Annotated in this window: 22 protein-coding genes and 1 pseudogene; 4 read left to right on the forward strand and 19 right to left on the reverse strand. The window is 64.1% G+C overall.

Annotated features, from left to right (window positions below):
- The first annotated feature begins 171 nt into the window (after positions 1-171).
- Positions 172-696, forward strand: coding sequence for a phasin family protein (locus QCE49_RS15430; RefSeq protein WP_250442174.1), 525 nt, complete (start codon positions 172-174; stop codon positions 694-696).
- A gap of 30 nt (positions 697-726) precedes the next feature.
- Here QCE49_RS15430 and QCE49_RS15435 read toward each other — a convergent pair whose 3' ends face one another.
- The gene (locus QCE49_RS15435) at positions 727-1,197 is read right to left on the reverse strand and encodes a ribonuclease (RefSeq protein ID WP_250459648.1); all 471 of its coding nucleotides are present in this window, start codon (positions 1,195-1,197) and stop codon (positions 727-729) included.
- Between the two features lie 104 nt (positions 1,198-1,301).
- Positions 1,302-2,663, reverse strand: coding sequence for an MFS transporter (locus tag QCE49_RS15440; RefSeq protein WP_175982203.1), 1,362 nt, complete (start codon positions 2,661-2,663; stop codon positions 1,302-1,304).
- 142 nt (positions 2,664-2,805) lie between these two features.
- Here QCE49_RS15440 and QCE49_RS15445 point away from each other — a divergent pair, with 142 nt between their 5' ends.
- A complete protein-coding gene (locus QCE49_RS15445; RefSeq protein WP_144403548.1) occupies positions 2,806-3,051 on the forward strand; it encodes a hypothetical protein in 246 nt (81 codons plus the stop codon).
- Between the two features lie 54 nt (positions 3,052-3,105).
- On the opposite strand, the gene QCE49_RS15450 is transcribed toward QCE49_RS15445, so the two are convergent.
- From QCE49_RS15450 to prpR, 17 genes are all read right to left on the reverse strand, one after another.
- Positions 3,106-3,798, reverse strand: a complete 693-nt coding sequence (locus QCE49_RS15450) for a lysozyme inhibitor LprI family protein (protein ID WP_175982204.1) — start codon at positions 3,796-3,798, stop codon at positions 3,106-3,108.
- 194 nt (positions 3,799-3,992) lie between these two features.
- Positions 3,993-6,041 carry a sigma-54-dependent Fis family transcriptional regulator gene (locus QCE49_RS15455; protein WP_175982205.1) on the reverse strand — a complete coding sequence of 683 codons (2,049 nt, stop codon included), beginning with the start codon at positions 6,039-6,041 and terminating at the stop codon, positions 3,993-3,995.
- 207 nt (positions 6,042-6,248) lie between these two features.
- Complete coding sequence (locus tag QCE49_RS15460; protein ID WP_008345844.1) at positions 6,249-7,886, reverse strand: molecular chaperone GroEL; 1,638 nt, start codon at positions 7,884-7,886, stop codon at positions 6,249-6,251.
- A 28-nt stretch (positions 7,887-7,914) separates the two neighbouring features.
- Positions 7,915-8,688 (reverse strand): metal-sulfur cluster assembly factor, encoded by a 774-nt coding sequence (locus QCE49_RS15465; protein WP_250459649.1) that lies wholly within the window; start codon positions 8,686-8,688, stop codon positions 7,915-7,917.
- A complete protein-coding gene (locus QCE49_RS15470; RefSeq protein ID WP_250459652.1) occupies positions 8,685-9,710 on the reverse strand; it encodes an amidohydrolase family protein in 1,026 nt (341 codons plus the stop codon). Before QCE49_RS15470 ends, QCE49_RS15465 begins: the two co-directional genes overlap by 4 nt.
- Before the next feature lie 49 nt (positions 9,711-9,759).
- A complete protein-coding gene (locus QCE49_RS15475; protein ID WP_250459654.1) occupies positions 9,760-10,113 on the reverse strand; it encodes an MmoB/DmpM family protein in 354 nt (117 codons plus the stop codon).
- A 24-nt stretch (positions 10,114-10,137) separates the two neighbouring features.
- Positions 10,138-11,223 carry an aromatic/alkene monooxygenase hydroxylase subunit beta gene (locus QCE49_RS15480; RefSeq protein WP_250459656.1) on the reverse strand — a complete coding sequence of 362 codons (1,086 nt, stop codon included), beginning with the start codon at positions 11,221-11,223 and terminating at the stop codon, positions 10,138-10,140.
- A gap of 44 nt (positions 11,224-11,267) precedes the next feature.
- A complete protein-coding gene (locus tag QCE49_RS15485; protein WP_175982208.1) occupies positions 11,268-12,314 on the reverse strand; it encodes an NADH:ubiquinone reductase (Na(+)-transporting) subunit F in 1,047 nt (348 codons plus the stop codon).
- 20 nt (positions 12,315-12,334) lie between these two features.
- On the reverse strand, positions 12,335-14,005 hold the full coding sequence (locus tag QCE49_RS15490) for an aromatic/alkene/methane monooxygenase hydroxylase/oxygenase subunit alpha (protein ID WP_008345857.1): 1,671 nt from the start codon (positions 14,003-14,005) through the stop codon (positions 12,335-12,337).
- A 173-nt stretch (positions 14,006-14,178) separates the two neighbouring features.
- On the reverse strand, positions 14,179-14,370 hold the full coding sequence (locus QCE49_RS15495) for a hypothetical protein (RefSeq protein ID WP_008345859.1): 192 nt from the start codon (positions 14,368-14,370) through the stop codon (positions 14,179-14,181).
- A gap of 19 nt (positions 14,371-14,389) precedes the next feature.
- Entirely contained in the window at positions 14,390-15,490 is a 1,101-nt protein-coding gene (locus QCE49_RS15500; RefSeq protein ID WP_250459658.1) for a WD40 repeat domain-containing protein, read from the reverse strand.
- Positions 15,487-15,804, reverse strand: a complete 318-nt coding sequence (locus QCE49_RS15505) for a hypothetical protein (protein ID WP_008345862.1) — start codon at positions 15,802-15,804, stop codon at positions 15,487-15,489. The genes QCE49_RS15500 and QCE49_RS15505 overlap by 4 nt, the downstream gene beginning before the upstream one ends.
- A 59-nt stretch (positions 15,805-15,863) precedes the next feature.
- Positions 15,864-16,907, reverse strand: coding sequence for an NAD(P)-dependent alcohol dehydrogenase (locus QCE49_RS15510; protein WP_175982210.1), 1,044 nt, complete (start codon positions 16,905-16,907; stop codon positions 15,864-15,866).
- Positions 16,908-17,190: 283 nt separating this feature from the next.
- A complete protein-coding gene (locus QCE49_RS15515; protein WP_075583566.1) occupies positions 17,191-17,502 on the reverse strand; it encodes a hypothetical protein in 312 nt (103 codons plus the stop codon).
- A 134-nt stretch (positions 17,503-17,636) separates the two neighbouring features.
- Positions 17,637-17,930: a GYD domain-containing protein gene (locus QCE49_RS15520; protein ID WP_008345865.1), complete on the reverse strand. Its 294-nt coding sequence runs from the start codon at positions 17,928-17,930 to the stop codon at positions 17,637-17,639.
- A gap of 290 nt (positions 17,931-18,220) precedes the next feature.
- Positions 18,221-18,361: a hypothetical protein gene (locus tag QCE49_RS15525; protein ID WP_167561871.1), complete on the reverse strand. Its 141-nt coding sequence runs from the start codon at positions 18,359-18,361 to the stop codon at positions 18,221-18,223.
- Positions 18,362-18,437: 76 nt separating this feature from the next.
- Positions 18,438-20,378, reverse strand: coding sequence for a propionate catabolism operon regulatory protein PrpR (prpR, locus tag QCE49_RS15530; RefSeq protein ID WP_250442170.1), 1,941 nt, complete (start codon positions 20,376-20,378; stop codon positions 18,438-18,440).
- Positions 20,379-20,562: 184 nt separating this feature from the next.
- On the opposite strand from prpR, the gene prpB reads away from it, so the two are divergent.
- Positions 20,563-21,459 carry a methylisocitrate lyase gene (prpB, locus tag QCE49_RS15535; RefSeq protein WP_008345869.1) on the forward strand — a complete coding sequence of 299 codons (897 nt, stop codon included), beginning with the start codon at positions 20,563-20,565 and terminating at the stop codon, positions 21,457-21,459.
- Between the two features lie 23 nt (positions 21,460-21,482).
- Positions 21,483-21,614 (forward strand): annotated as a pseudogene (locus QCE49_RS15540) (2-methylcitrate synthase); the annotation flags it as partial.

Consider the following 21,614-nt stretch of genomic DNA (forward strand, 5'->3'; position numbering starts at 1 on the left):
CTCGCCGTATTTTCATCGGATATGCACGTAACTGTCATATCGTGGTCAGCCGGTCAGACGCAACGTACAAACCCATCGACTCCGCGCGTGCAGGAACGCGCGGAATCGCCCGCGTCCGGCCGCCGCATTTCCTTTTACCGATTTACATTCGACTTTGAAAAGGAGCGGTCAATGTTTCAGTATCCCGGTTATTTCGCGTATCAGGTTCCGTCGCTGGCGCGCGCCAATTTGCAGGCATTCCTCAACATGACGGGACGCTTCGCAAGCGGCATGCAGGCGCTCGGTGAACTGAACGTGCAGACGGTTCGCACGGTCATCGACGAAAGCAATGCGCTTCTGCGCGCAGGCGATGAAGCCGGCGCCGGCGACGTCCTCGGATGGCAATCGGTCATGCTGGCGCAGTTTCCTCAGAAGGCCGCATCGTATGGCCAGCATGTGCTGTCGATCATCACATCGACGCAGGACGACATCCTGAGCGAAGTGCGCAATCAGTACGAGCGCAATGGCATCAAGTTCGGCGACATGGCGAACGCCGCCGCCGATGACGCGCAGACGGCGGCGCAATCGTCCGGCGAGCTCATCACGAATCTGGCCGATGCGACGAATGACGCCGCGCGCGAAACGGGCGGCGCCGTGCTGGATGCGAGCGGCGAAGTCGCGAAGACCTCGCGCGCCACGGCGAAGCGTTCGGTTTGATCCAACGGGCGCATTGGACTACGTCTTCGATTACTCGGTGATGCGCTTGAAACTCGAGTAGTAATCGTCGGTGTAGTAACAGTCGCGGGTCTGCTTGCGCGGCCCGCCACATACGATCCGGCGCTGCCCGCGATCCGCCGAACCCGGCGTGCGAACCGTGTATGCACGGTAATAGCCGCGCGGATGTTCCGGCAGCAAGGTCGCGCTGTTGCGGAACAGGACGCCGTCCTCGCTGAAAGGGAACGGGCCGCCCGCTTTGATCAGACGGAGCGTTTCGGCGGCTTCCGCGGGCAACTGCGCGCGGGCGATGGCAGCGAGCGCGCCGTGCGGCTGCGCGCCCGATGCCGCTGCCGCGCCGCTCGCGGCCGACGCGGGCTGACTCGCCGCCTGACTCGCGGATGCACCCGCTTCCGATGCGGCTTTTTGCGATCCGTCCTTGTTGCAACCGCCGACGACCGCGCTCAACGCGACGATGCAGGAGAAACACCAGGCTCGCTTCACGGGACGGTTGTCTCCGGTTGACCAGCATTCGACGGATCACGAACGAATCAAGGTTATCGTTTATGACTGAGCGAAGCAACGACCGGGCGGAAATAACGGGAGCTTCATCCGGCCGCCCGCGCGGATAGCCTAAGCGCGTGCCTTGCACTCAGCGCCAGCAATACGCACGACAGCGCATTGAAGAGAAACAGTCCGCTCGGCCCGATGAGCGTCATCAACGCGGATGCCAGCGTCGGTCCCGTCATGCCGCCGAGAGAAAAGAGCACGAGCAGCATCGCCGACACTGCAACGCGCAGATGCGACTCCGTGCGGTCCTGCACATGCGACACGATCAGCCCGTATTGCGTGAACGTCACGGCGACATAAGCCAGCGTCGCGCACCATGTGACGATGCGAAAATCCAGGCAGAACAGCACGAGGCTCAACACCGCCGATGTCAACGAGGTCCATAGAACCAGACGCCGCCGGTCGATGCGATCAGACAGCCGTCCCATCGGGAACTGCGGCAGCAAAGCGCCGATCAGCGCAACGCCCATGAACGTCGCGAGTTCCTCCGTCGTGAAGCCCGAGCGTTGCAGATAGACGGGCATCAGCGCATAGAAGTTGCTGTAGATGAAGCCGGTCAGTATGCAGCCCGGCACGCCGAGCGGCGCCACGGCCATCATTTCGCGAAGGCTCTCTCCCCAGCTTCGCGCGGGCACGCGATCGAGATTCGCATCGTTCACTTTCACCGGCCAGCCTTCCATCAACGTGACCGGCAACACCGCCGCCGCAAAGAGCGCCGCGCTGATCGAGAACTGCTGCGCGCCGGACCCCGCGCCCACATTCAGCAGGAACTGGCCGCTGCCCACTGCCAGATAGTTGATCGCCGCGTACAGACCGAATACCTGGCCGCGCTTCTCGTTGTCGACGGTGCCGTTGAGCCAGCTTTCGACGGACGTGTACAAGCCCATGAACGCGACGCCCGTGAGAAGGCGCACGCCGCCCAGCACCCAGGGCGACTGCGCCGCGCCGAAAGCGAGCGCGAGAATCGACGCCGCCGCCGAGAACGCGACGAACGTCCGATGCTGACCGATGCGATCGATCAGCCGCCGATTGACGACCGCGCCCAATATGAATCCGGCGTAATAGCTCGACTGGATCAGCCCCGTGACGAACGTCGAATAGCCCGACTGAAGGATGCGCAAGGGAATCAGCGTCTGAAACAGGCCGTTCCCCGCGACGAGCAGCGCGAGGCCGAACAGCAGACCGGCCAATGCGCGCATCGTGCCGGGCTTGCCGGCGGGCGCGTGCTGACCGGGATTGGCCGCCGCGGAATCCGGCCACGGCGGCGTCTTGCGCCCGAGGAGCGCCGCTTCGTTCAGCGGGCCGGTGCGGCCGACCGCCGATTCGTCGTGCTCCTCGCTCGCGGCGCGTTCGTGCATCGCATTTTCGCGGATTTCGTTCTCATGCTCGAGATCTGACATGACACCCCTGGATTCGCCTAAGCGACTCCATGATGACAGAAGCCGACGGCTCCTATCCGCCAGCGGTGCGGTCATCGGTCAATGCGGAACACGAAATAGTTGGTAAGAGCCGCGCTGCTTCCACGTCTTTTCCGCGCAATGGATGCGACTGGCCGTTGCTACGATCGGCTCCGGCCTCGTGCCTCGTATGCCGCACGTCGAAGACGTCTCTCCCGCCTACCGCAAACCGAATCGCTACATCATGCGCAAACTCATTACTTCCCTCATCGCGTTGCTGCTCGCCTTCATGCTCGGCGGATGCGCCACCACCGTAGGAAACATCGCTTTGGGAATGGGTCTGGGCGCGGCGGGCACGCTCGGCGGAATCTACTGCGCGCTGGCCTGCTGACGCGCTCGGGGCGACGCGTTCCTCCACGTCGCCCTTCACCGGATCAAGCCGAAACTAGAAAGCGATACGCACTTGCCGCTGCGCGCAGTCGCTCTTGCATGGCGTCGAAAGCGCGGGATTGTGCGTGATGTTCGCGTTCATCAACGGAGCGGCAGCAGCGGTCTCGTAGTGTGCGGATGACGCCGCGCGAAGCCGTTCGACGTTCACCTGTCCGACGACGGCGCTCTTCTTTTCGACATCGGCCGATGTCTTCGATTCAGCGCCGGCCGGTTCATCCTTCCCGCCGTCCAGCCCTTTCATCCGAAGCACGGCCGCTTCCGCCGACGGCGCAAGCCGCTGTTCGGCGATGCCGTACTTGATGTGCTCGGCAGTCTGCTTCTTTCCGTGCGCGACGTCCGCTTGCAGCTCGGAGATGCGGCGCGTGTACCAGTCGGTCACGCACGCCTTGTCCTTGCAGTTGCGCTGACGCCATTGCCATTGCGCCACGCGATCCGCATCGAGCGCGGTCGCGTCGGTCGTCGCGTCGTGCGCCTCGCGGAAAACGGCGGCCAGCTTATCGTCGAGCGATGAAAGTTCCGGGTCCGCACAGACGAGCCGCTCCGACGCGGACGCGTCATGCGGACAGCGAAAACTCGCGGCATGCGATGCAGTCATCGCGCCGAGCGACGTCAACATCACGCACGCAACGAGACGCGCGCAGCGCCGCAAGTCGATGGATGGGCTGTGCAGCTTCTTTCGTGTATTCATGTTTGGTTCGTTCTCAGAGATGTGTTCGTTCATTGGGCGTCGGCGGATTGAGTCGCCGTATCGAACGATATGGCATGCCTCGACAGATCGAATGCCCGATGAATGCACACTTCGCGTCAAACCTTACCGGGTGTTACTTTTTATTCGCTGCGGTAAGGGCGCGGCGCGCTGGCGATATCCGAGAACGGCTTGCGCTACGAACGCTTTTCGTCGACCGCAAGCCGATACTGCTCCATCTTGCGATACAGCGTGCTGCGCGACACGCCTAGGGCGCGCGCCGCCTGCGCCATGTTGCCCTGCGCATGCCGCAACGCACGCGCGATCGCGAAGCGCTCGGTTTCCTCGAGGCTGCCCGCGCCGGGCGTCGCGTTCGACATGACCGTGTCACGCACGGTCGGCGATTCATCGAGCACTTCCGGCGGCAGCTCGACCAGCGCGACGCGCTCGTCATTCGATGTCAGCAACAGGTTCTCGACCACGTTGCGCAACTCGCGCACGTTGCCCGGCCACGAATAGGCGCGCAGCACTTCCATCACGATGTCGGGAAACTGCCGCGCCGGCACGCCGTGACGCAGCGCGAGCGAGCGGTTGAAGTGATCGATCAGCAGATCGACGTCGCCATCGCGCTCGCGCAGGCCCGGAATGCGAATCCGCGTGACGCCGACGCGATAGTAAAGGTCCGCCCTGAATCGCCCGCACTCGACTTCCTCGCGCAAATTGCGATTCGTCATGGCGAGCAGGCGCACATCCACGCGACGCGCCTGCGTATCGCCGAGCCGATAGATCACCCCTTCTTCGAGCACGCGCAACAGCACCGGCTGCAGTTCCAGCGGCAATTCGCCGATCTCGTCGAGGCACAGCGTTCCGCCATGCGCGAGTTCGAATCGTCCGGGACGTCCTTCCGCCGTCGCGCCCGTATAAGCGCCGCGCACGTGGCCGAAGAGTTCCGCGCCGATCAGTTCCTTCGACGCCGCCCCGCAGTTGTAGGCGACGAACGGGCCTTCGTCGGATTCCTCGCCGTGGATCGCGCGCGCGAACAGCTCCTTGCCGACGCCCGTTTCGCCTTCGATCAGCACCGGCACGCGCCGTCGCGCAAGCTGCCGTCCGCGTTCGATCGCGCGCTGCATCGCCGCGCTCTGGCAGATGATCTGCTCAAAGCGGTTGCGTTGCGGGTCGGCTTCGCCGCGCGGCTGCACTTGCGGCCCGACGCGGCGCGCGCCGCCCGCAAGACGCGACGCATTCGAGAGGCCGGAAGGCTGCGGCACGATCAGCATCGCGCCGATCGCTTCGCCGTCCGCGACGACCGGATTGAACCACTCGGGCCGCAGTCCTTGCGGCAGATGATTGGCCCAGTCCTCGACGGGGAAATGCTCGCCCATGCCGGGAAAGCGCTCGCCCGGATTGACCGGCAGCGCGATGCGCGCCGTCGTGTGCACGAGCCGTCCGTGCCGGTCGATGGCGATGAGCCCGGCGGCATCCGTCGAGGAAAGCCGCTGCAAGCAGAACGCCAGCAGACGCATGTGCTCGCGCGCCACCTGCTCCGCGAGCACCATTTCGATCTGGCGCGCGGCGGTGACGGCGAGCGTCAGATTGTTGATCTGATACGTCGATGGCGGCCCCGATATGTCCAGCACGCCGAGCACCGCGCCGGTCCCCGGTTCGCAGATCGGCGCGGCGGCGCAGCTCCATGCCTTGATGCCTTCGCAGAAGTGCTCGGAGCCGTGCACGTAAGTCGGCTGACGCGTGGCGAGCGCCGTGCCGATTCCGTTGGTCCCGGCCGATGCCTCGCGCCAGTCGCCGCCCGTCATCAGATGGATCTTTTCGCCGGCGTCGAGCGTGCGCAGATCGCCGGCCGCCTTGAGAATCACGCCGTCGGCGTTGGTCAAGAGAAGGATCGAATACGAATCCGCGAAGAGATCGGCGGTGGCCGTGAAAAGCCGGTCGGACGCCGCGAGCAGTTCGCGATGCCGCCAGCGCAGCGTGTTGATCGCATCGCCATGCACGGCGAACGGCGCTGCCCCCGACGTCGGATTCACGCCCGATTGCAGACTTCGTTTCCATGATGCGATCAGTTCGGTCGGCGCGGCCGTGCTGATCTCGCCTGCGAGAAAACGCTCCCAGGCGAGCATGGTGTCGGTGTCGGAGTGATCGGCGGCGCTTGCGTCGGGCCGCGTCCACCCGGCGACGAAGGGGTCGCTCGCGCGACCGCCGCCAGCCGGCATACCGATGAGGCGCCTCGTCATGTGTCTCCTCCGTGCGAGGTGGAGCGCGGCCCGCTGTTGCGGCGGGCGTCGGCGCGACTCGCGGGGGCTGCTGCATCGGGATTCGCCGGCTTGGCCCGGCGATTGCGCAGCACAGTCCGCTGAGTATAGACCTCGTGCGTCTCTCGTCCTCTCGGGGAAAACGCCCCCGTTGGCGGCGCGCGCTGTGTCGCAGCGCAGCAGCGCGCGCTACTTGCGGCCGAGCAGCTCCGCGCCTGCGCCGAGCGCCGGGCCCGCCGTCGGATCGGTGATGTCGGGCTTCTTCGCGATGAGCGTCTGCGTCGTCAGGATCAGCGCGGCGACGGAGGCCGCGTTGCGCACGGCGCTGTAACTCACCTTCACGGGATCGATGATCCCGCGCGCGGCCAGATCGGCGATCTCGCCGGTGCGCGCGTCGAGTCCGGTCGCGCGATCCGCCTTCGCCACCTGCGCGACGATCGACGCGCCGTCCAGTCCGCAATTCGACGCGATCGTGAACAACGGCTTCGCGAGCGCGCGCTTGAGCAGCATCGCGCCGAGTTGCGCGGCGCCGTGGCTTCGCGCGATCAATCCGTCGAGTTGCGCCGATGCCCGCAGCAGCGCCGTGCCGCCGCCCGGCACCACGCCTTCGGCAATCGCCGCGCGCGCCGCGTTGATGGAATCCTCGATCAGATGAAGCCGGCGCTTCTGCTCGACGGGCGTCGCTCCGCCCGCGAGGATCATCGCGGTGCCGCCCGAGAGCTTCGCGAGGCGCACTTCGAACTTGTCGCGCTCGACGTTCTCCGGCGCCATGTCATATTGCCGCGCGACCTGCTGGCGTCGCGCCGATACGGCGGCGGGATCGCCCGCGCCCGCCGTGATGATCGTCTGATTCGACGACACGCGCACCTGGCGCGCGCTGCCGAAGTCGCGCATGTCGATGGCGTCGAGCCGGCCGCCGAGATCGCGCGCGATGACGCGCCCGCCGGTGACGATCGCGATGTCTTCGAGCATCGCGCGCCGCCAGTGGCCGTATTCGGGCGGATGAATCGCCGCGACGCCGAAGCCTCCGTTGTCGCGATTGGCGAGCAGCGTGACGACGCACGCGGGCGCGACTTCCTCCGCGATGATGAAGAGCGCGCGCTTGTGCTCGTTCGCGAGCGCGAGAATCGCGGCGACGTCGTCCTGGCTTTGCAGGCGCTGATCCGTCATCAGAATGAGCGGATTGTCGAGCACGACCTGCATGCGTTCGATGTCCGTCACCATGTGATGCGAAAGATAGCCGCGGTCGAACGCCATGCCTTCCACCACTTCGAGCCGCGTCTCGACGGTCGAGCCGTATTCGACATCGACGATGCCGTCAGCGCCCACGCGCTCCAGCGCCTCGGCGACGAGACCGCCGGTAAATTCGTCGTTGGCGGCCACCACGGCGACCGCGCGCACTTCTTCCGGTCCGGAAAGCGGCGTCGCGGAACGCTTGAGCGCGTCGATCGTTTCGTACACCGCGGCTTCGAGGCCCTGCACGAGTTCGACCGGATTCGCGCCGTCCGCGAGACATTCGAGGCCCTGCTGCACGAGCGCATCGGCGAGCACGGTGGCGGTCGTCGTGCCGTCGCCGGCGACGTCGTTCGTCTGCTTCGACACTTCCCGCACGACCTGCGCGCCGATGTTCTCGAACGGATCTTCCAGCTCGATCTCGCTCGCGATGCTCACGCCGTCGCGCGAGATGATCGGCGAGCCGATCGGCCGGTCGATGATCGCGTTCATGCCCTTCGGCCCGAGCGTTCCGCGTACCGCCCGCGCGAGCTTGCCCACGCCCCGGCCGAGCGCCGCGCGCGCTTCTTCGTCATGCAACATGATGTTCGGCATCGTGTGCTCCTGTCTCCTGTCTTTCGATTTATGTCCGTATCGTCGATGCATCGCGCGTTCGCGGATAGAAGCGAACCGGCTTCTCTTCGACATCGTCGTAACGCGCCGCAAGAAGACCGCGGCATAGCGCGCTGTTGAACTCGGCGTTGACGCCCACGCGCCGCAACTCGCGCAGATACGCGCCGAGCGTCGCGGGATCGAGCGGCGCGCCGTGTATGTCGATGAACGCGGGCTGCGCTTCGTCCATCGCGCCGCCGCATACGTGACGCCGTTCCATGTAACGCGAGATCAGATGCGCGCGTTCCGGCTCGTCGGCAAGCGATGCAAGCTCGCCGATGGTGAGCCGCACGAGCGCCTCCGCTTCGCGCCCGCTCGCCAGCAGATGCGCGAGCAACGCCGCCTGCCTGCGCTGAAACGCCTTGACGAGAAATGTCTGCCGCACCGCGTCGAGATCGTCGTTCGCGGCATCGCCGAATGCCTGCCGGAACGACAGGTTCTGCGCCATGCCGCGATTGATCTCGTTGGCGTACATGTGCTCGTCGAGCGTCATGCCGATGCCCGTCACCCACGGCAGATCCGCGATCGCCGCGCGCATGTCCGCCGCCATCAGATACGCGAAATTGGCGGCGCACCAGTACGTCGGAAGCCGGAAGGCGACGCTCACGCCGCCATCGGCATCGACATCGACGGACGTGACGAAGCCGAGCTCCGTCACCGACTCGTCGAGTTCCGGATCGATGACGGATGCGAGCCGCTCCCACACTTGCGCCGCCGGTTCGCTCACCGCGCTCGCGGCGCTCATGCGTGCGCGACCGCGCTTTGCGGCGTCTGTTCGAGCAGCTTCTTCTGCGCCTCGATATCGATGCCGTACAGACGCGCCGCATTCAGCCCGAGGATTTTCTTCTTCGCCTCCAGCGACAGCTTCGCGCCCGTTTCCTTCGCGACCGATTCGGGCAACTCGAACGCCATGAACTTGTCGATGAGCCACTTCGGCGACCAGATCGCGTAATCGCTGCCGTAGAGAATGCGGTCCTCGCCGATCCAGAACAGCAGCTCCGAAATCACATGCGCGAAGTATTCCGGCCGCGTGTGGATGAACGGCAGCACGACCGCGAGGCCGCCATACACGTTCGTCTCCTGCGTGGCGATCCAGCAGAAGTCATCGAGACGCGGCAAGCCGCAATGCTCGACGATGAAGTTCAGGTTCTGGAAGCTCGTCGCCACGTCGTCGATATCGGCGACATCGAACGCATCGCGATTGAGCGGCAGGATCGTCGGTCCTTTATGAACGTGAATGTTCCTGATGCCGAGCTTCTCGCAGCGTTCGAGAAACCGGTACGCGCCCGGATCGGAGAGCTTGTAGCCCTTGCTGTCGCCGCGCCATTCGGCCGTGTAGAGCTTCACGCCCTGAATCTTGTACAACTGCACCAGCTCCTCGAGACGTTCGAGCCCCGCTTCGCCGTCACGCGGATCGAACGCGCCGTTCACGATGAACCGATGCGGATACTTCTTCTTCACCACATAGTTCGCTTCGGTGGTATTGAAGCCGTTCTTGTAGAAGTCGGTCAGATAGGTCGGCTGGCAGATCGCCATGTCGTCGTAACCGGTGACGAAAAGGTCTTCATACATGACCGCTTCGCCGTACTGGTCGAACTTTTCTTTCGGCCACAGGTATTCCTTCGGGCTCAGGTTCTTGTGATACGCATAGAAGCAGTCGATGAACTGCTGGCCATGCACGTTCTTCACGTTCGCCTTGCTGCCGTCCCAAAGATGAACGTGCCCGTCGATGATGAAAATGTCCTCGCCGTCCTGGGTTCTGAACATGTTGCTGTCTCCGTGGGGTTGTCGCTCGCGGGCGCACCCGCGAACGTTTTCATTCGTAGGCCATTGCGTCTTCCATGTTGCCGAACAGCACGACGGTATCGTCGTCGACCATCACCATCCGTCCGTAATGCGTCGATGTCGATATCTCGAACAGATGTGGCGTCATCTCGCGGCCCAGCACGTCGCTGATTTCGCCCATCTTGAACTCGATCTTTCCCTGCCCGTCGATGCGGATCATCGCGGGCAGATACGTCACGGTGATGCCCGGCTTCGTCGCCATCAGTTCGGCAATCGCGCGCGCCTCGACGCTGTCGTTCATCGTGACGCCGCATTGATGCGAGATGGTCTGATCGAAGCGAAGATCCTTGATCGGCTTGAAGATGTTGTCGGTATGCACTGACATGAGCGGCTCCTGTTCGCGGTGGATTCAGGCTTGAATGGAGAGCGAAAACGGAATGCCGACTTCCTTCGCGATCAGTTGCGCGCGCTCGACCGAACTGCTCAGGGCGTCGGTGTATTGCGCGGCTTTCGCGTGCGGAATGGACCAGATCGGCTGAAGATGCTTCGCGGCATCGGCGGCGAGCGCGCCATGCTTGTCGAGCCATGCGCCGAAGAGCGCGCGGTTCGCATCGCCATGCGCGGGATCGTTGGCGAGCATGTGGAACAGCTCGACCGCGTTGGCGAGATTGCGCTCGTAGTCGCCTTCGGCGGCGGATACCACGGTCGGCGTCACGAAGTCGTTCTGCGCGGCAGCCACTTGCATGATGAAGCCGCTGCGAAAGAGATCGCCGACGAGCGGCTCGAACACGACGTTCACCGCGAAATACTTTTCGAGGTAATCGGTCGCGCCGCCGATGGTTTCGATCGCGCGGCGCGTGCCCTGCCACATCGGATCGTTGAGCCAGTGCTCCTTGCCCACGTCGAGATCGAAGCCCGGCAGATCGAGCGCGATCTCGCCGAGATACAACGTCAAGTCCTGAGCGAAGCGCAGTTTGTACGATGCATTGGTCAGGATCGCGCTGTTGATCATCTGCGTGTAGCCGTAGCGCTGCGCGTGCATGGTCGCCGTGCCGAGCCCGAATTCCGCGTGCTTGTACGCGCCGAGATGATGTTCGAGCACCTTCACCCAGGCTTTGTCGAAGCGCTTGACCGCGCCCGAGCGCCGCGCATTGCCGATCGCGTTCGTAATCATTCCGACGATGGTCGACTGGCGCTGATAGTGCGTGCGCTCCCATTCTTCATCGACCGCGCGGAACATGTGCCAGTCCGAGCATTGCGCGGCGGTCCACGTTTCGGAATAGGTCGGCGTGCCGTCGGCGAATTGCAGTATCCAGTCCTGAATGAGATAGCGCTTCGGGTCTGGCTGCACGTCGACGGTCATGTCTTCGTAATGGCTTGCCTTGCGTCCTTTCGGTTCGAAATAGTTGTACTTGCGGCTGTCCCAGCCCACGAACTGCGCCGCGCCCGCAGCGCCCGACTTAAGCGGCGATGACTGCTCCGTCGACGTACTCATGTCATGTCTCCTTTCCGATCAGCGAATATCAGGGCGACGGGCCGTCATCGGACCGCCTGCGTGAACTTGTCGAAATACAGCCGTTCCGGTTCTACGCCGGCCATTTGCAGCACCGGGATCACGGCGTCGATCATCGCCGTGGGACCGCACGTGTAGGCATCGATATCGCCTGCGAGCGCTTCGTCGCGCAACGTGCGGCTCACGACTTCGTGGATGAAGCCCGTCTCGCCCGTCCACTCGTCGGCGGGTTCGGCGTTCGAGAGCGCCGGAATGAAGCGGAAGTCCGGCAGCTTGTCAGCGAAGTCCGCGAACTCGTCGAGATAGAACAGATCGCGGCGCGTGCGCGCGCCGTAGAAGAAGCGCACGGGCCGCTCTTCGCCGCTCGCGACGTGGTCCTGCAAGATCGACCACAGCGGCGACATCCCCGATCCGCCGCCGACGAGAACCATCGGGCCGGGCTGATCCTCGCGTCGAAAGCAGGTGCCGTACGGACCTTTCGCGATCATCCGGTCGCCGGGCTTGAGACCTTCGTCGAGCCGCGACGAGAACGCGCCGTTCGGGTACTTCTTGATGATGAAGGAGAGGCGCCGTTCGCCATCGGGCGGATTGGCCATCGAGAAAGAGCGCGTGATGCCCGCCGATGGCAGCGTCAGATCGACGTACTGCCCCGCCCAGTAACGCAACGGACGGCTCAGTTCCACTTCGAGCAGCCTGATGTCGTGCGTGAGCGCGGCGATGCTCGTGACGGTCGCGTCGTATTCGGCGACGGGTATGGAGCGGCGCATCAGGTCTTCGTCGTAGTTGAGCAGTTCGACGGTGAGATCGCTATAGGCCAGCGTCCTGCAAAGCAAGACGTGACCCGATTCCTTCTCGTAGTCGGGCAGCGCGAAGGTCGAATACTTCTTCATCTCGACGTCGCCTTCGACCAGCAACGACTTGCAACTGCTGCACTGCCCTTCCTTGCATCCGTGCATGACGGCGATGCCTTGACGGAACGCCGCTTCCAGCACGGTTTCGCCTTCCTCGACCGACATCTCCACACCGACCGGCTCGAAGCGGACCGTGTGCGTCACAGACTCATCGCCGCTCATACGCGCCTCCCTCGCATCGGTCAATTGCACGGATTGATCGTGAAGCCCGCGCGATACTCCGCGATGTGCTTCTCGCGCTGCTCCGGCGTCATCTCTCGTATCAGCACGATCGGGCTTTGGATCGTGTGGCCGCGCACATCATCGAGCGTCCACATGTCGCGGTTGTCGAAACGCAGATGCGGTTGAGGCACGAGCGTCTTGCCGTCGCTGCGCACGAAGCCGAGATCCTTGATGCAATCCGCGAGGTCCCAGCCGTGATAGACCTCTTCCCATTCGCGGCGCCCGCTGAAACGGCCCATCGCGGGCGTCGGGCGGCCTTCGTATTCCGACGCGAACGCGACCTTGTGCGTCCATCGGCATAGCTCCGAGCAATACGTGTAGAGCTTGCCGTCGACTTCATCGACGCAGAAGTCCTCGCGAATCAGGCACGGCACGAGGCAGCTCCAGCAGCGATGCGGATACACGTAGCCGTTCTCCTGATCGAACAGCATGTTGGTCTGGCCGGGCACGCTCTTCTTCGCGTACCACTTCCAGTACTCGCCGAACTCCGCATACCAGCCGGGATACTTGTGCTCGAACCACTCGAAGTCTTTCTCGGTCTGCGCCTCGATGCGCCAGAAGTTCACCGGCCAGCCGACCGAGAAGAACTGCGCGACCTTGTGCACGTAGTTCTTCTTGACGAGGCGATCCCACGCGGCGGCGACATCGTCGTGATGAATCTTGATGCCGTACTTTTCGAGCGGCAGCATGTAGGTGCGGTAATAGTCTTCGTAGATCCACCGATGCCACAGCTCCGCATACGACTCCTTCTTTTTGTCGCGGTCCGTCGTGCCGTATTCGATGAACGTGCCGATAGCCGCATCGACGATCGCGTGGTTCTGCCAGAACGCGTAACGCAGATCGCGTTCGAGCAGCAGATGATTGTCGGGGTCGTTGATGACCGACATCATCAGCGAATGGCCGTTGCCGATGTGACGGCTCTCATCCGATTGCACGGAAAGGAACACCGTCGGCAGCGCGTAGTCGCCGTTGCGCGCGGCTTCCGACGGCATCGCGACGAACAGCGTATTCGTGAACGCCGTTTCCGCGACCACTTGCAGGAACACGTTGGCGGCCGTCACGGCGTCGCCGGTGAGGAAGCCTTCAGCGAACTGACGTCCGATGGTCGTCGCATAGCACTTGCCGAACGCGGCTTCGGTGATGTCGAAACCCGCCGGATCGATGTAGTTCTCCATGTACCACTTCTTCAGATTCATCTGGATCGTCGAGTGGCGGAACTCGTCGACCATCTGCATCGTGAAGCCCGTGCGCAGTTCTTCGCCGGGCGCGAGACGGCCCAGCATCGCCATCGAGCGCGCGGCCGAGATTTCCGGGAACGGAATGATCGCGAGGAACAGCTTCATCCATTCGACCCAGCGCGGTTCGACATTGCGGAACATGTCGCCGCGCAGCGCGGCATCGAGCGCGCCGTAGACGCGGTTGTCCTTTTCCTCCTGCATCGGGAAATACGAGCGCAGCACCTGCTTCATCGGATCGCGCGGCGCCTTGCTGATCTTGTAGTCCGTCGGGAAGGTCATCGCTTCCTGAACGTAACTGGGTGTCCAGCCGAGATCGGCGACGCGTTTTGCCGCCTCGCCGATACTGATGCCTCGCTGGGATGTGATCTTGTTGAGCGTTAATGCTTCTGACATCGAGCTCTCCTTGTCCGGTTACAGGGCGATTGCGCCGTTTGCATCGGCACGGCAGCTTGAAGAGCGACAAGCGTGCCATCCGCGAATACGCCTTGTTTCATCGGTTTTCGATGCGCTTGTGTCGTGGAACGCGACGATCGAATTTCTTACGGTGTCCCGAATTGCGACATCACTCAATGGTCGACGATGATCTTGCTCGCGCTTGCATTCGCCGCATCCGCGACCGGCTGACCTTGTGCGATGAAACGCGCGGCGAGTATCAGCGCGCCCATCGCGAAGTCGCGGCCATGCGCGGCGATCATGTCGTCGGACAGCGCGCCGAGCCGCTCGAAAAACGCTTCCTTCGTGGATGCATCGGTCGTCATCTCCGTCTCCCTCGAGCGTCTAATGCGAACCTGAAATGCGGAATAGCGCGTGCGGCAAATACACGAGCGCGATCTCGCCGGCTTCGGTGCCATAGGCGAGACGCCCGCCGTCGGGCGCCCACGCAAGCGCGGATATCGCCGCGCCGCCGTTGGCCCGGACGAACAGCACGTCCGCGCCGCCGGGCTGGCACAACAGCACCGCGCCGCTTCGATAACCGACCGCGATCAGCGACAACGACGGATGACACGCGACGACACTCACCGGCGCGCTGCCCGCGACGCCGCATTCGCGCGGACGATCATCCGCATCGGGCGGATCGAAGCGCCGGCACACCGCGCGCGGTCCGCCGCTCGTGACGAGCACGCGGCCGTCCGCCGAGAACGACAGCGAGCCGGGCTGCAGCGCATAGCCGCCGAGTTCGATATCGTCGCCATCGGGAAGACGCCAGCCGTGCAGCGCGTTGCCTTCCGTGCCCGCGACGAGATACCGGGCATCGGGACTCCACGCGATCGCGCGCGGCGATCCGGCGCACGCAAAGAGCCGCGACGTCGCGGCGCGCGTATCCCACAGCGTGACGCCGCCCGCGTGAGCGATGGCGAGTCGCTGCGCGGTGGGCGCGAACATCAGCGCGGTCGATGAAGCGGGCAGCGTCAACTCGCTTTCCATCGCGCCGATGAGCCGCACCAGCGCGCCGCTCGCATACGCGCGCACGCCCGAGCGCGAAACGGCGACGTGATCGATTCGTCGGCCGTGCTGCGCTATGAGCTGGCGCACACTGCCATCGATGTCCATCTGCACGAGCCTGCCGTCATCGCCCGCGCTCAGAAAGCCGCCATCGGCATCGGCGGCGAGCCCGAGGCTCGCGCCATCGTGTATCGCAAAGCGCGCGAGCGGCGGCGGCGGCGCGGTGGCCTTGATCAACTCGACGCCGCGCGTCTCGTGCGCCTTGAGTTGCGGACCGCCTTCCCATTCGCCCGACGCGAGCACGAGCGTTCCATCGCCGAGCGTGAAGCCCGCGTGAGTGCCGCCCACATTCCACGTCGCCGCCGTCACGCTCGCGTGCGCCGTCCAGCACGCGCCGAGCAGCTCGACGAGCGGCGTGGGCGCGCTTACGTTCATCGCGGATCGCGGCCATGCGCGGTGCGCGTCGCCGCCTCCGCGTTCGCGAGCGCCGCCTCCAGACGCGCGCGCTCTTCCTCCAGCGCGCTCAGCGCCCGGTCCGCTTCCCAAAGCTGATCGCGCAGCATTTCGATGCGCAACAATTGCAGCGACGTGCGTGCTTCGGGCCGGCTCGCGGCCAGCGCGCTTTCGAGTTCGATTTCGACGCCCGCGAAACGGCTCTTGCTTCGCAGATGCTCCGAATTGATCCACGTGAGCTCGATCACGAGCCGCACGCGCTCCGATATGGGCGTGGGTTGGCCCTGCGCAGTCATGGCGTTCTCCGCTGAAAGCCTGGCTTGCGGGCCTCGTCTGTCGCGAGGCCGGCCGGTCGTTACGGAATGAGGACCGCGCGTCCCTTCACCTTGCCGTGATGCAGGTCGCGCAGCGCCTGATTCGCCTCGCTCAGTCGATACTCGCGCGTCGCGAGATGGACGAGTCCGCGATCGGCCAGCGCCATCAGCTCGACGAGTTCCGGATACGTGCCGACCAGATTGCCGACGATGGTCTTTTCGCTCGTAATCATGTCGATCGTCGGAATGTCGATCTTTCCGCCGTAGCCGACGATGTAATAGAAGCCCGCGTTGCGCGTCATCGCGAGACCTTGCGCGATCGCGTTGCCTTCGCCGACGAAATCGATCACGGCTTCCGCGCCGTTGCCTTGCGTGAGTTCGAGCACGCGCTCGACGGCGTCGTCGCCGCCCTGAACCGTATGATGCGCACCGCATTCCTTCGCGAGCGCGAGGGCGGTCTCCGATCGGTCGACGACGATGATCTCCGCCGCGCACAGCGCGTTCAGCACCTGAATGCCGATGTGACCCAGACCGCCCGCGCCGATCACGACGGCGAACTGCCCCGGCAAAAGATGACGCGATGCCTTCTTCGCGGCGCGATAGGCAGTGAGGCCCGCGTCGGTGTACGGCGCGACGTCCTTCGGCGCGAGCGTGGACGGCAGGCGGATCAGCGAACGTTCGCCGGTCGCGAGATATTCGGCATAGCCGCCGTTCGCGTTGATGCCGGGAAAACGGCTTTCGGTCGCGTGCATGTCGTCGCCGCGCCGGCACGCGAGACAGTGGCCGCTCGTGACGAGCGGATGGCAGATGACCGGATCGCCCACCTTGACGCTTTCGACGCCCCGCCCGACCGCCTCGACCCAGCCGGCGTTCTCGTGGCCCATGATGTAGGGCAGCGCGATATCGACCTTGCTGCGCCAGATGCCTTCGACGATATGCAGATCGGTCCGGCACACACCCGCGCCGCCGATCCGGACGATCACATCGTCGGGCCGCGAGATTTCGGGAGTGGGGACGTCTTGATAGCGGACGAATTCGTCGCGGGACAACGTTTCGTCGTACTCATGCAGCACGGCAGCCTTCACGTGATGTCTCCTTGTTCGTTATCGTCGATGCTTCGCCTGAAGCGATGCGCCGGGATAAGAGCAAGGACCACGCCAATCGCGATGCGAGCGGGGGCATCGCGGGAGCCTGCGTGGATGGCCTTCGCGTTCTGTGATGACGGCATCGGCAGGGTTTGTCGCAAAATCGGACACCCTGCCGAAGTCCTGTCCATGCGGATGTCGCAACTTGCGACATCCGCCTGCTACGCATTGCAGCGCACAACGCCCGGCGACCCGATACATGGGTCGCCGTCTTTCATACGGGTTATTGGCCGGCTGCCGGCGATACGACGCTCGGCGTTGCCAGCGTGTTGTTGCTCTTCGGCGCGGGCGCGTCGGACTTCGTCGTGCTGTTCGTGCTGCTCGGCAAGCCGCTATTGGGCTTGGCGGCCATGCCGCTGCCGGAATGGGTGGTGCCCGGCGTGCCATATCCGCCTGTCGCGCCGTTCACCTGATTCGCCGGGCTGGCCGTGCTGCCCGTCGAGCCGCTCGATCCTCCCGCCGTCTGCGCATAAACGCCGCTCGACAGTGCCGCCGCGGCTACAGCCGCGATGAGTGCGCCAATTGCCTTGTTCATGATCCGTCCCTCCTTGATCGGACTGGAAATTAGGACGCAGGCGTTTCCGTCTGCTCGATCATGAGTTGCGCAATGACCGTGCCGCGCCCGGGCACACCAAATGCAGAGGTCGATGCGTTATTAAGTTATCCGATTCACTTCAATCCCCCGACGATGCGTTCCATCTCGCTTTCGCCGAACGCGCGCATCGTCGTCGATCGGACGTTGCCGAGTGCGCCGAGCGCGAGGCCGAGGCGCGTCGCGGTTTCATCGTCGGGTGCATCGAACGATGTAACGAGATCGTATGCGCCAAGCGTCCAGTGCAGTGCGCCGATGGTCGCGCCCATCGCCTTGCTCGCTTCGCGAAATGCGCGCGCGCGATCGACCGTGTCCTTCGCGGTACGCACGCCCTGATCGGTCCAATTCAGCAGCATGATGTAGGTAGCCATGGTGTCCTCATCGAATGAAAGTGAAGCGGCCGCACGTATTGACGCGCCGCGTTTTCTTTGCGTGCATAAAGAGGCAGAGAGGAAGCAGGACAAGGCGGCAATCGCGCATGAGCAACAGCGCTTCCGTTCGGGAAAGCCGCAGTATGGATATCGATTGACTGCGAAAAAAGTATAGGCGACGGCGACTGTTAACAGCGCGCTTTCACGGCGCGATCGCGGCGTCGCGAGACGAAAAAAAGCCCCGTCGGAAGATGCGAACGGGGCTCATCGCCTTCGGCTGCGAAACGCGCTTACTTGCAGTGGCGTTCCCAGTGATGATGCACTTTGACCTTGTGGCAAACCTGATGGTGATTGTGCGAAGCGGCGAAAGCCGGAGCGACGGAAAAAAATGCCGCACCAGCGGCAAACACAGCAATGACAGCCTTTTTCATGAGTTCGTTAGGTTCTGGATTGGGAAAGAGAGGAGATGCTAGCAGCGCGAGCTTACGGACACATTTACGCGGCTCGTCAGCTTTTCGGCTTCGCGTTGAGCCTTCGCCACAACGTCGTCTTGCTGATGCCGAGCGCCTTGCAGACGGCATCGCGATCGCCGCCGAACGCAGCCAGCGATGCGCGGACCTGATCGGCTTCCACCGATCGGCTGAGATCGCGCAGCGAGCGGTCCGCGTTTGCGTCGGACTTGTCCTCGAACAGCTCGGGCGCGATCGCTTCCAGTTCGTCGAGCGCGAGTGCAAGGGGCGCATCCCGATCCGATAACTCCACCGCGATACGCTCGACGATGTTCTGCAACTCGCGAACATTGCCCGGCCACGGATATCGGCACAGCGCATCTTCCAGCGGCGCGAGCACGCGCGCCGCCGCTTCGCGATCGGGCACGCGCGACGCAAGCGCCTTGTCGCGCCGCGCGGCCTGTGTCAGCAGCGCGGTCGCCAGCAGCAGGACGTCGCTGGAACGTGCGCGTAACGGCGGCAACGCGATGCTCAGAATATTGATGCGATAAAAAAGATCGGCGCGAAACGAACCATCGGCGACGCCTTGCGCGAGCGTGCGATGCGTCGCCGCGATCACGCGAATATCGACGCGCGTCGGCTCCGTCGATCCGAGCCGTATCACTTCGCGCTCCTGCAGCACGCGCAGCAGCCGGCTTTGCAGCGACGGCGGCATCTCGCCGATTTCATCGAGAAACAAGGTGCCGCGATGCGCCGCCTCGATCAGCCCCGCCTTGCCGCCCTTGCGCGCGCCGGTGAACGCGCCCTCCTCGTAACCGAAAAGCTCGCTTTCGAGCAGGGCTTCGGGAAACGCGCCGCAGTTCATCGCGACGAACGGAAAGTCCTTGCGGCGGCTCAGCCGATGCATGCTCTGCGCGACCATCTCCTTGCCCGTGCCGCTTTCGCCGAGAATCAGCACGGTGGCGTCGGATTTCGCGTAGCGGCGCACGAGCGAACGCACGCGCTCGATCGACTCCGATTCGCCGACGACATCCTCCAGCCGATAACGCGCGACGAATTCCTGCGCGCCCTGCCGCGAGCGCAGCGTCCGGTCGAGCCGCTCGACCGCGCGCGATTCCTGGAAGGTGAAGATCGTGCCGCCCGACGCGCCATCGCTTGCGAGCGGTCCGCGATGGATCGCGTAGCTCACGCCGCGCACCGCGCCGAACACGTCGCCGTCGGCGGAAGGCAGCACGCCGTCGAGTTCGGGCGCGACATCGAGCAACGCCTGTCCGACGGCGCGCGACGCATCCGCGATGCCGAGCGCGGCGGCGAGCCGCCGATTGATCGCTTCGATGCGGCCGAGCGCATCGACGGCGACGACGCCATCGCGAAGATGCTGCAACAGGTTGTCGAGCCGATTGCGCCGCGCGACTTCGCGGCGCATCGCCTGCGCGACTTCGAGCGCCGTCTCGAACGCGGCGACGACCGACGTGCGCGAATACAGAAACACCGCGCTCATGCCCGCGTCCGCCGCCAGATCCGCGACGAGGCCGGGGCCGACGACCACATCGACGCCGCGATCGCGCAGATCGAGCACGAGGTTTTCGGCGTCCTGCGCCGAGCGATAGGACGCGCAAATCACGTCGATGCCATACACGGCGAGGAAGCGGCGAATTTCCGCGGGCGTGTCGCCGTGCGTGACGAGCGCGACGCTCGCGCCCTCGCGCCGCGCCTTCGTGAGCGCATGCATCACGTCGAAGCCGGTCGGACTGATGACGACGACCGGCACCGACACGCGGCTCTTCAGATAAGCACCGTTCGAGCCGCCCGCCACGACGACATCCGGCCGGCCGTCGCGCGCCGATTCGATGCTGTTCGCGGCATCCTCGAAGCCGAGCGCCACGACATCGAGTTCGGCGCGATCGGCGTAGGTGTCGACGAGATCGATGAACAAATCCCTTAGCCGGCTGATGCCGACCGCCCAGATGCGCGGGCGCGAGGCGGTTTCGGTTTGCATGATCGTCTGCCCAAAAAAATCCAGTATGCGATACGGATTTCAGTTTCGAAACAAGAAATTTCAGGCCTGAAATCAAGTGCTGGGAGCCGAAACGTCCAAACTCATGTAAATCAACGAGTTAGAAAAATATCGCAAGCTGGCAAGGTAGTTGCTCTTATACGCAGCACTTTTTCAGGAGACAAACGTGAGTTCCGAAATCCAGTCCGCACAGACCGCCGGCGCGCGGTTCCGCCAGGCCGTCCGCGAGGAATCGCCGCTGCAGGTCGTCGGCGCGATCACCGCTTACGCCGCGAAGATGGCCGAAGCCGTCGGGTTCAAGGCGCTCTATCTGTCGGGCGGCGGCGTGGCCGCGAATTCGCTCGGCATGCCCGACCTCGGCATCAGCACGATGGAAGACGTGCTGATCGACGCGCGCCGCATCACCGACGCCTCGTCGCTGCCGCTGATGGTCGATATCGACACCGGCTGGGGCGGCGCATTCAACATCGCGCGCACGATCCGCTCGTTCATCAAGGCGGGCGTGGCGGCGGTACATATCGAAGATCAGGTCGGACAGAAGCGCTGCGGGCATCGTCCGGGCAAGGAAGTCGTGCCGACCGGCGAAATGGTCGATCGCGTGAAAGCCGCCGTCGATGCGCGCACCGACGATTCGTTCGTCATCATGGCGCGCACCGATGCGGCCGCCGCCGAAGGCATCGACGCGGCGATCGAGCGCGCCGTCGCGTATGTCGAAGCGGGCGCGGACATGATCTTCCCCGAAGCGATGAAATCGCTCGATGACTATCGCCGCTTCAAGGCTGCGGTGCGCGTGCCGATCCTCGCGAATCTGACCGAGTTCGGCTCGACGCCGCTCTTCACCGTCGATGAACTGAAGGATGCGAACGTCGACATCGCGTTGTATTGTTGCGGCGCGTATCGCGCGATGAACGCAGCGGCCTTGAACTTCTACGAGACAGTGAAACGCGACGGCACGCAAAAGGCCGCCGTCGAAACGATGCAGACGCGCGCCGACCTGTACAAATACCTCGGCTATCACGCCTACGAAGACAAGCTCGACCAATTGTTCGCAGCGAAGAAATAACCCTTGTTTCAGGAGACAAATTCATGAGCGAAGCAGACAACAGCACCGCAAGCGCGGGCGCATTCAAGCCGAAGAAATCCGTCGCGCTGTCGGGCGTGACGGCGGGCAATACCGCGCTGTGCACCGTCGGCAAGACGGGCAACGACTTGCACTAT

It is taken from the genome of Caballeronia sp. LZ008 (assembly GCF_031451435.1).
GTDB classification, from domain to species: Bacteria; Pseudomonadota; Gammaproteobacteria; order Burkholderiales; family Burkholderiaceae; genus Caballeronia; species Caballeronia zhejiangensis.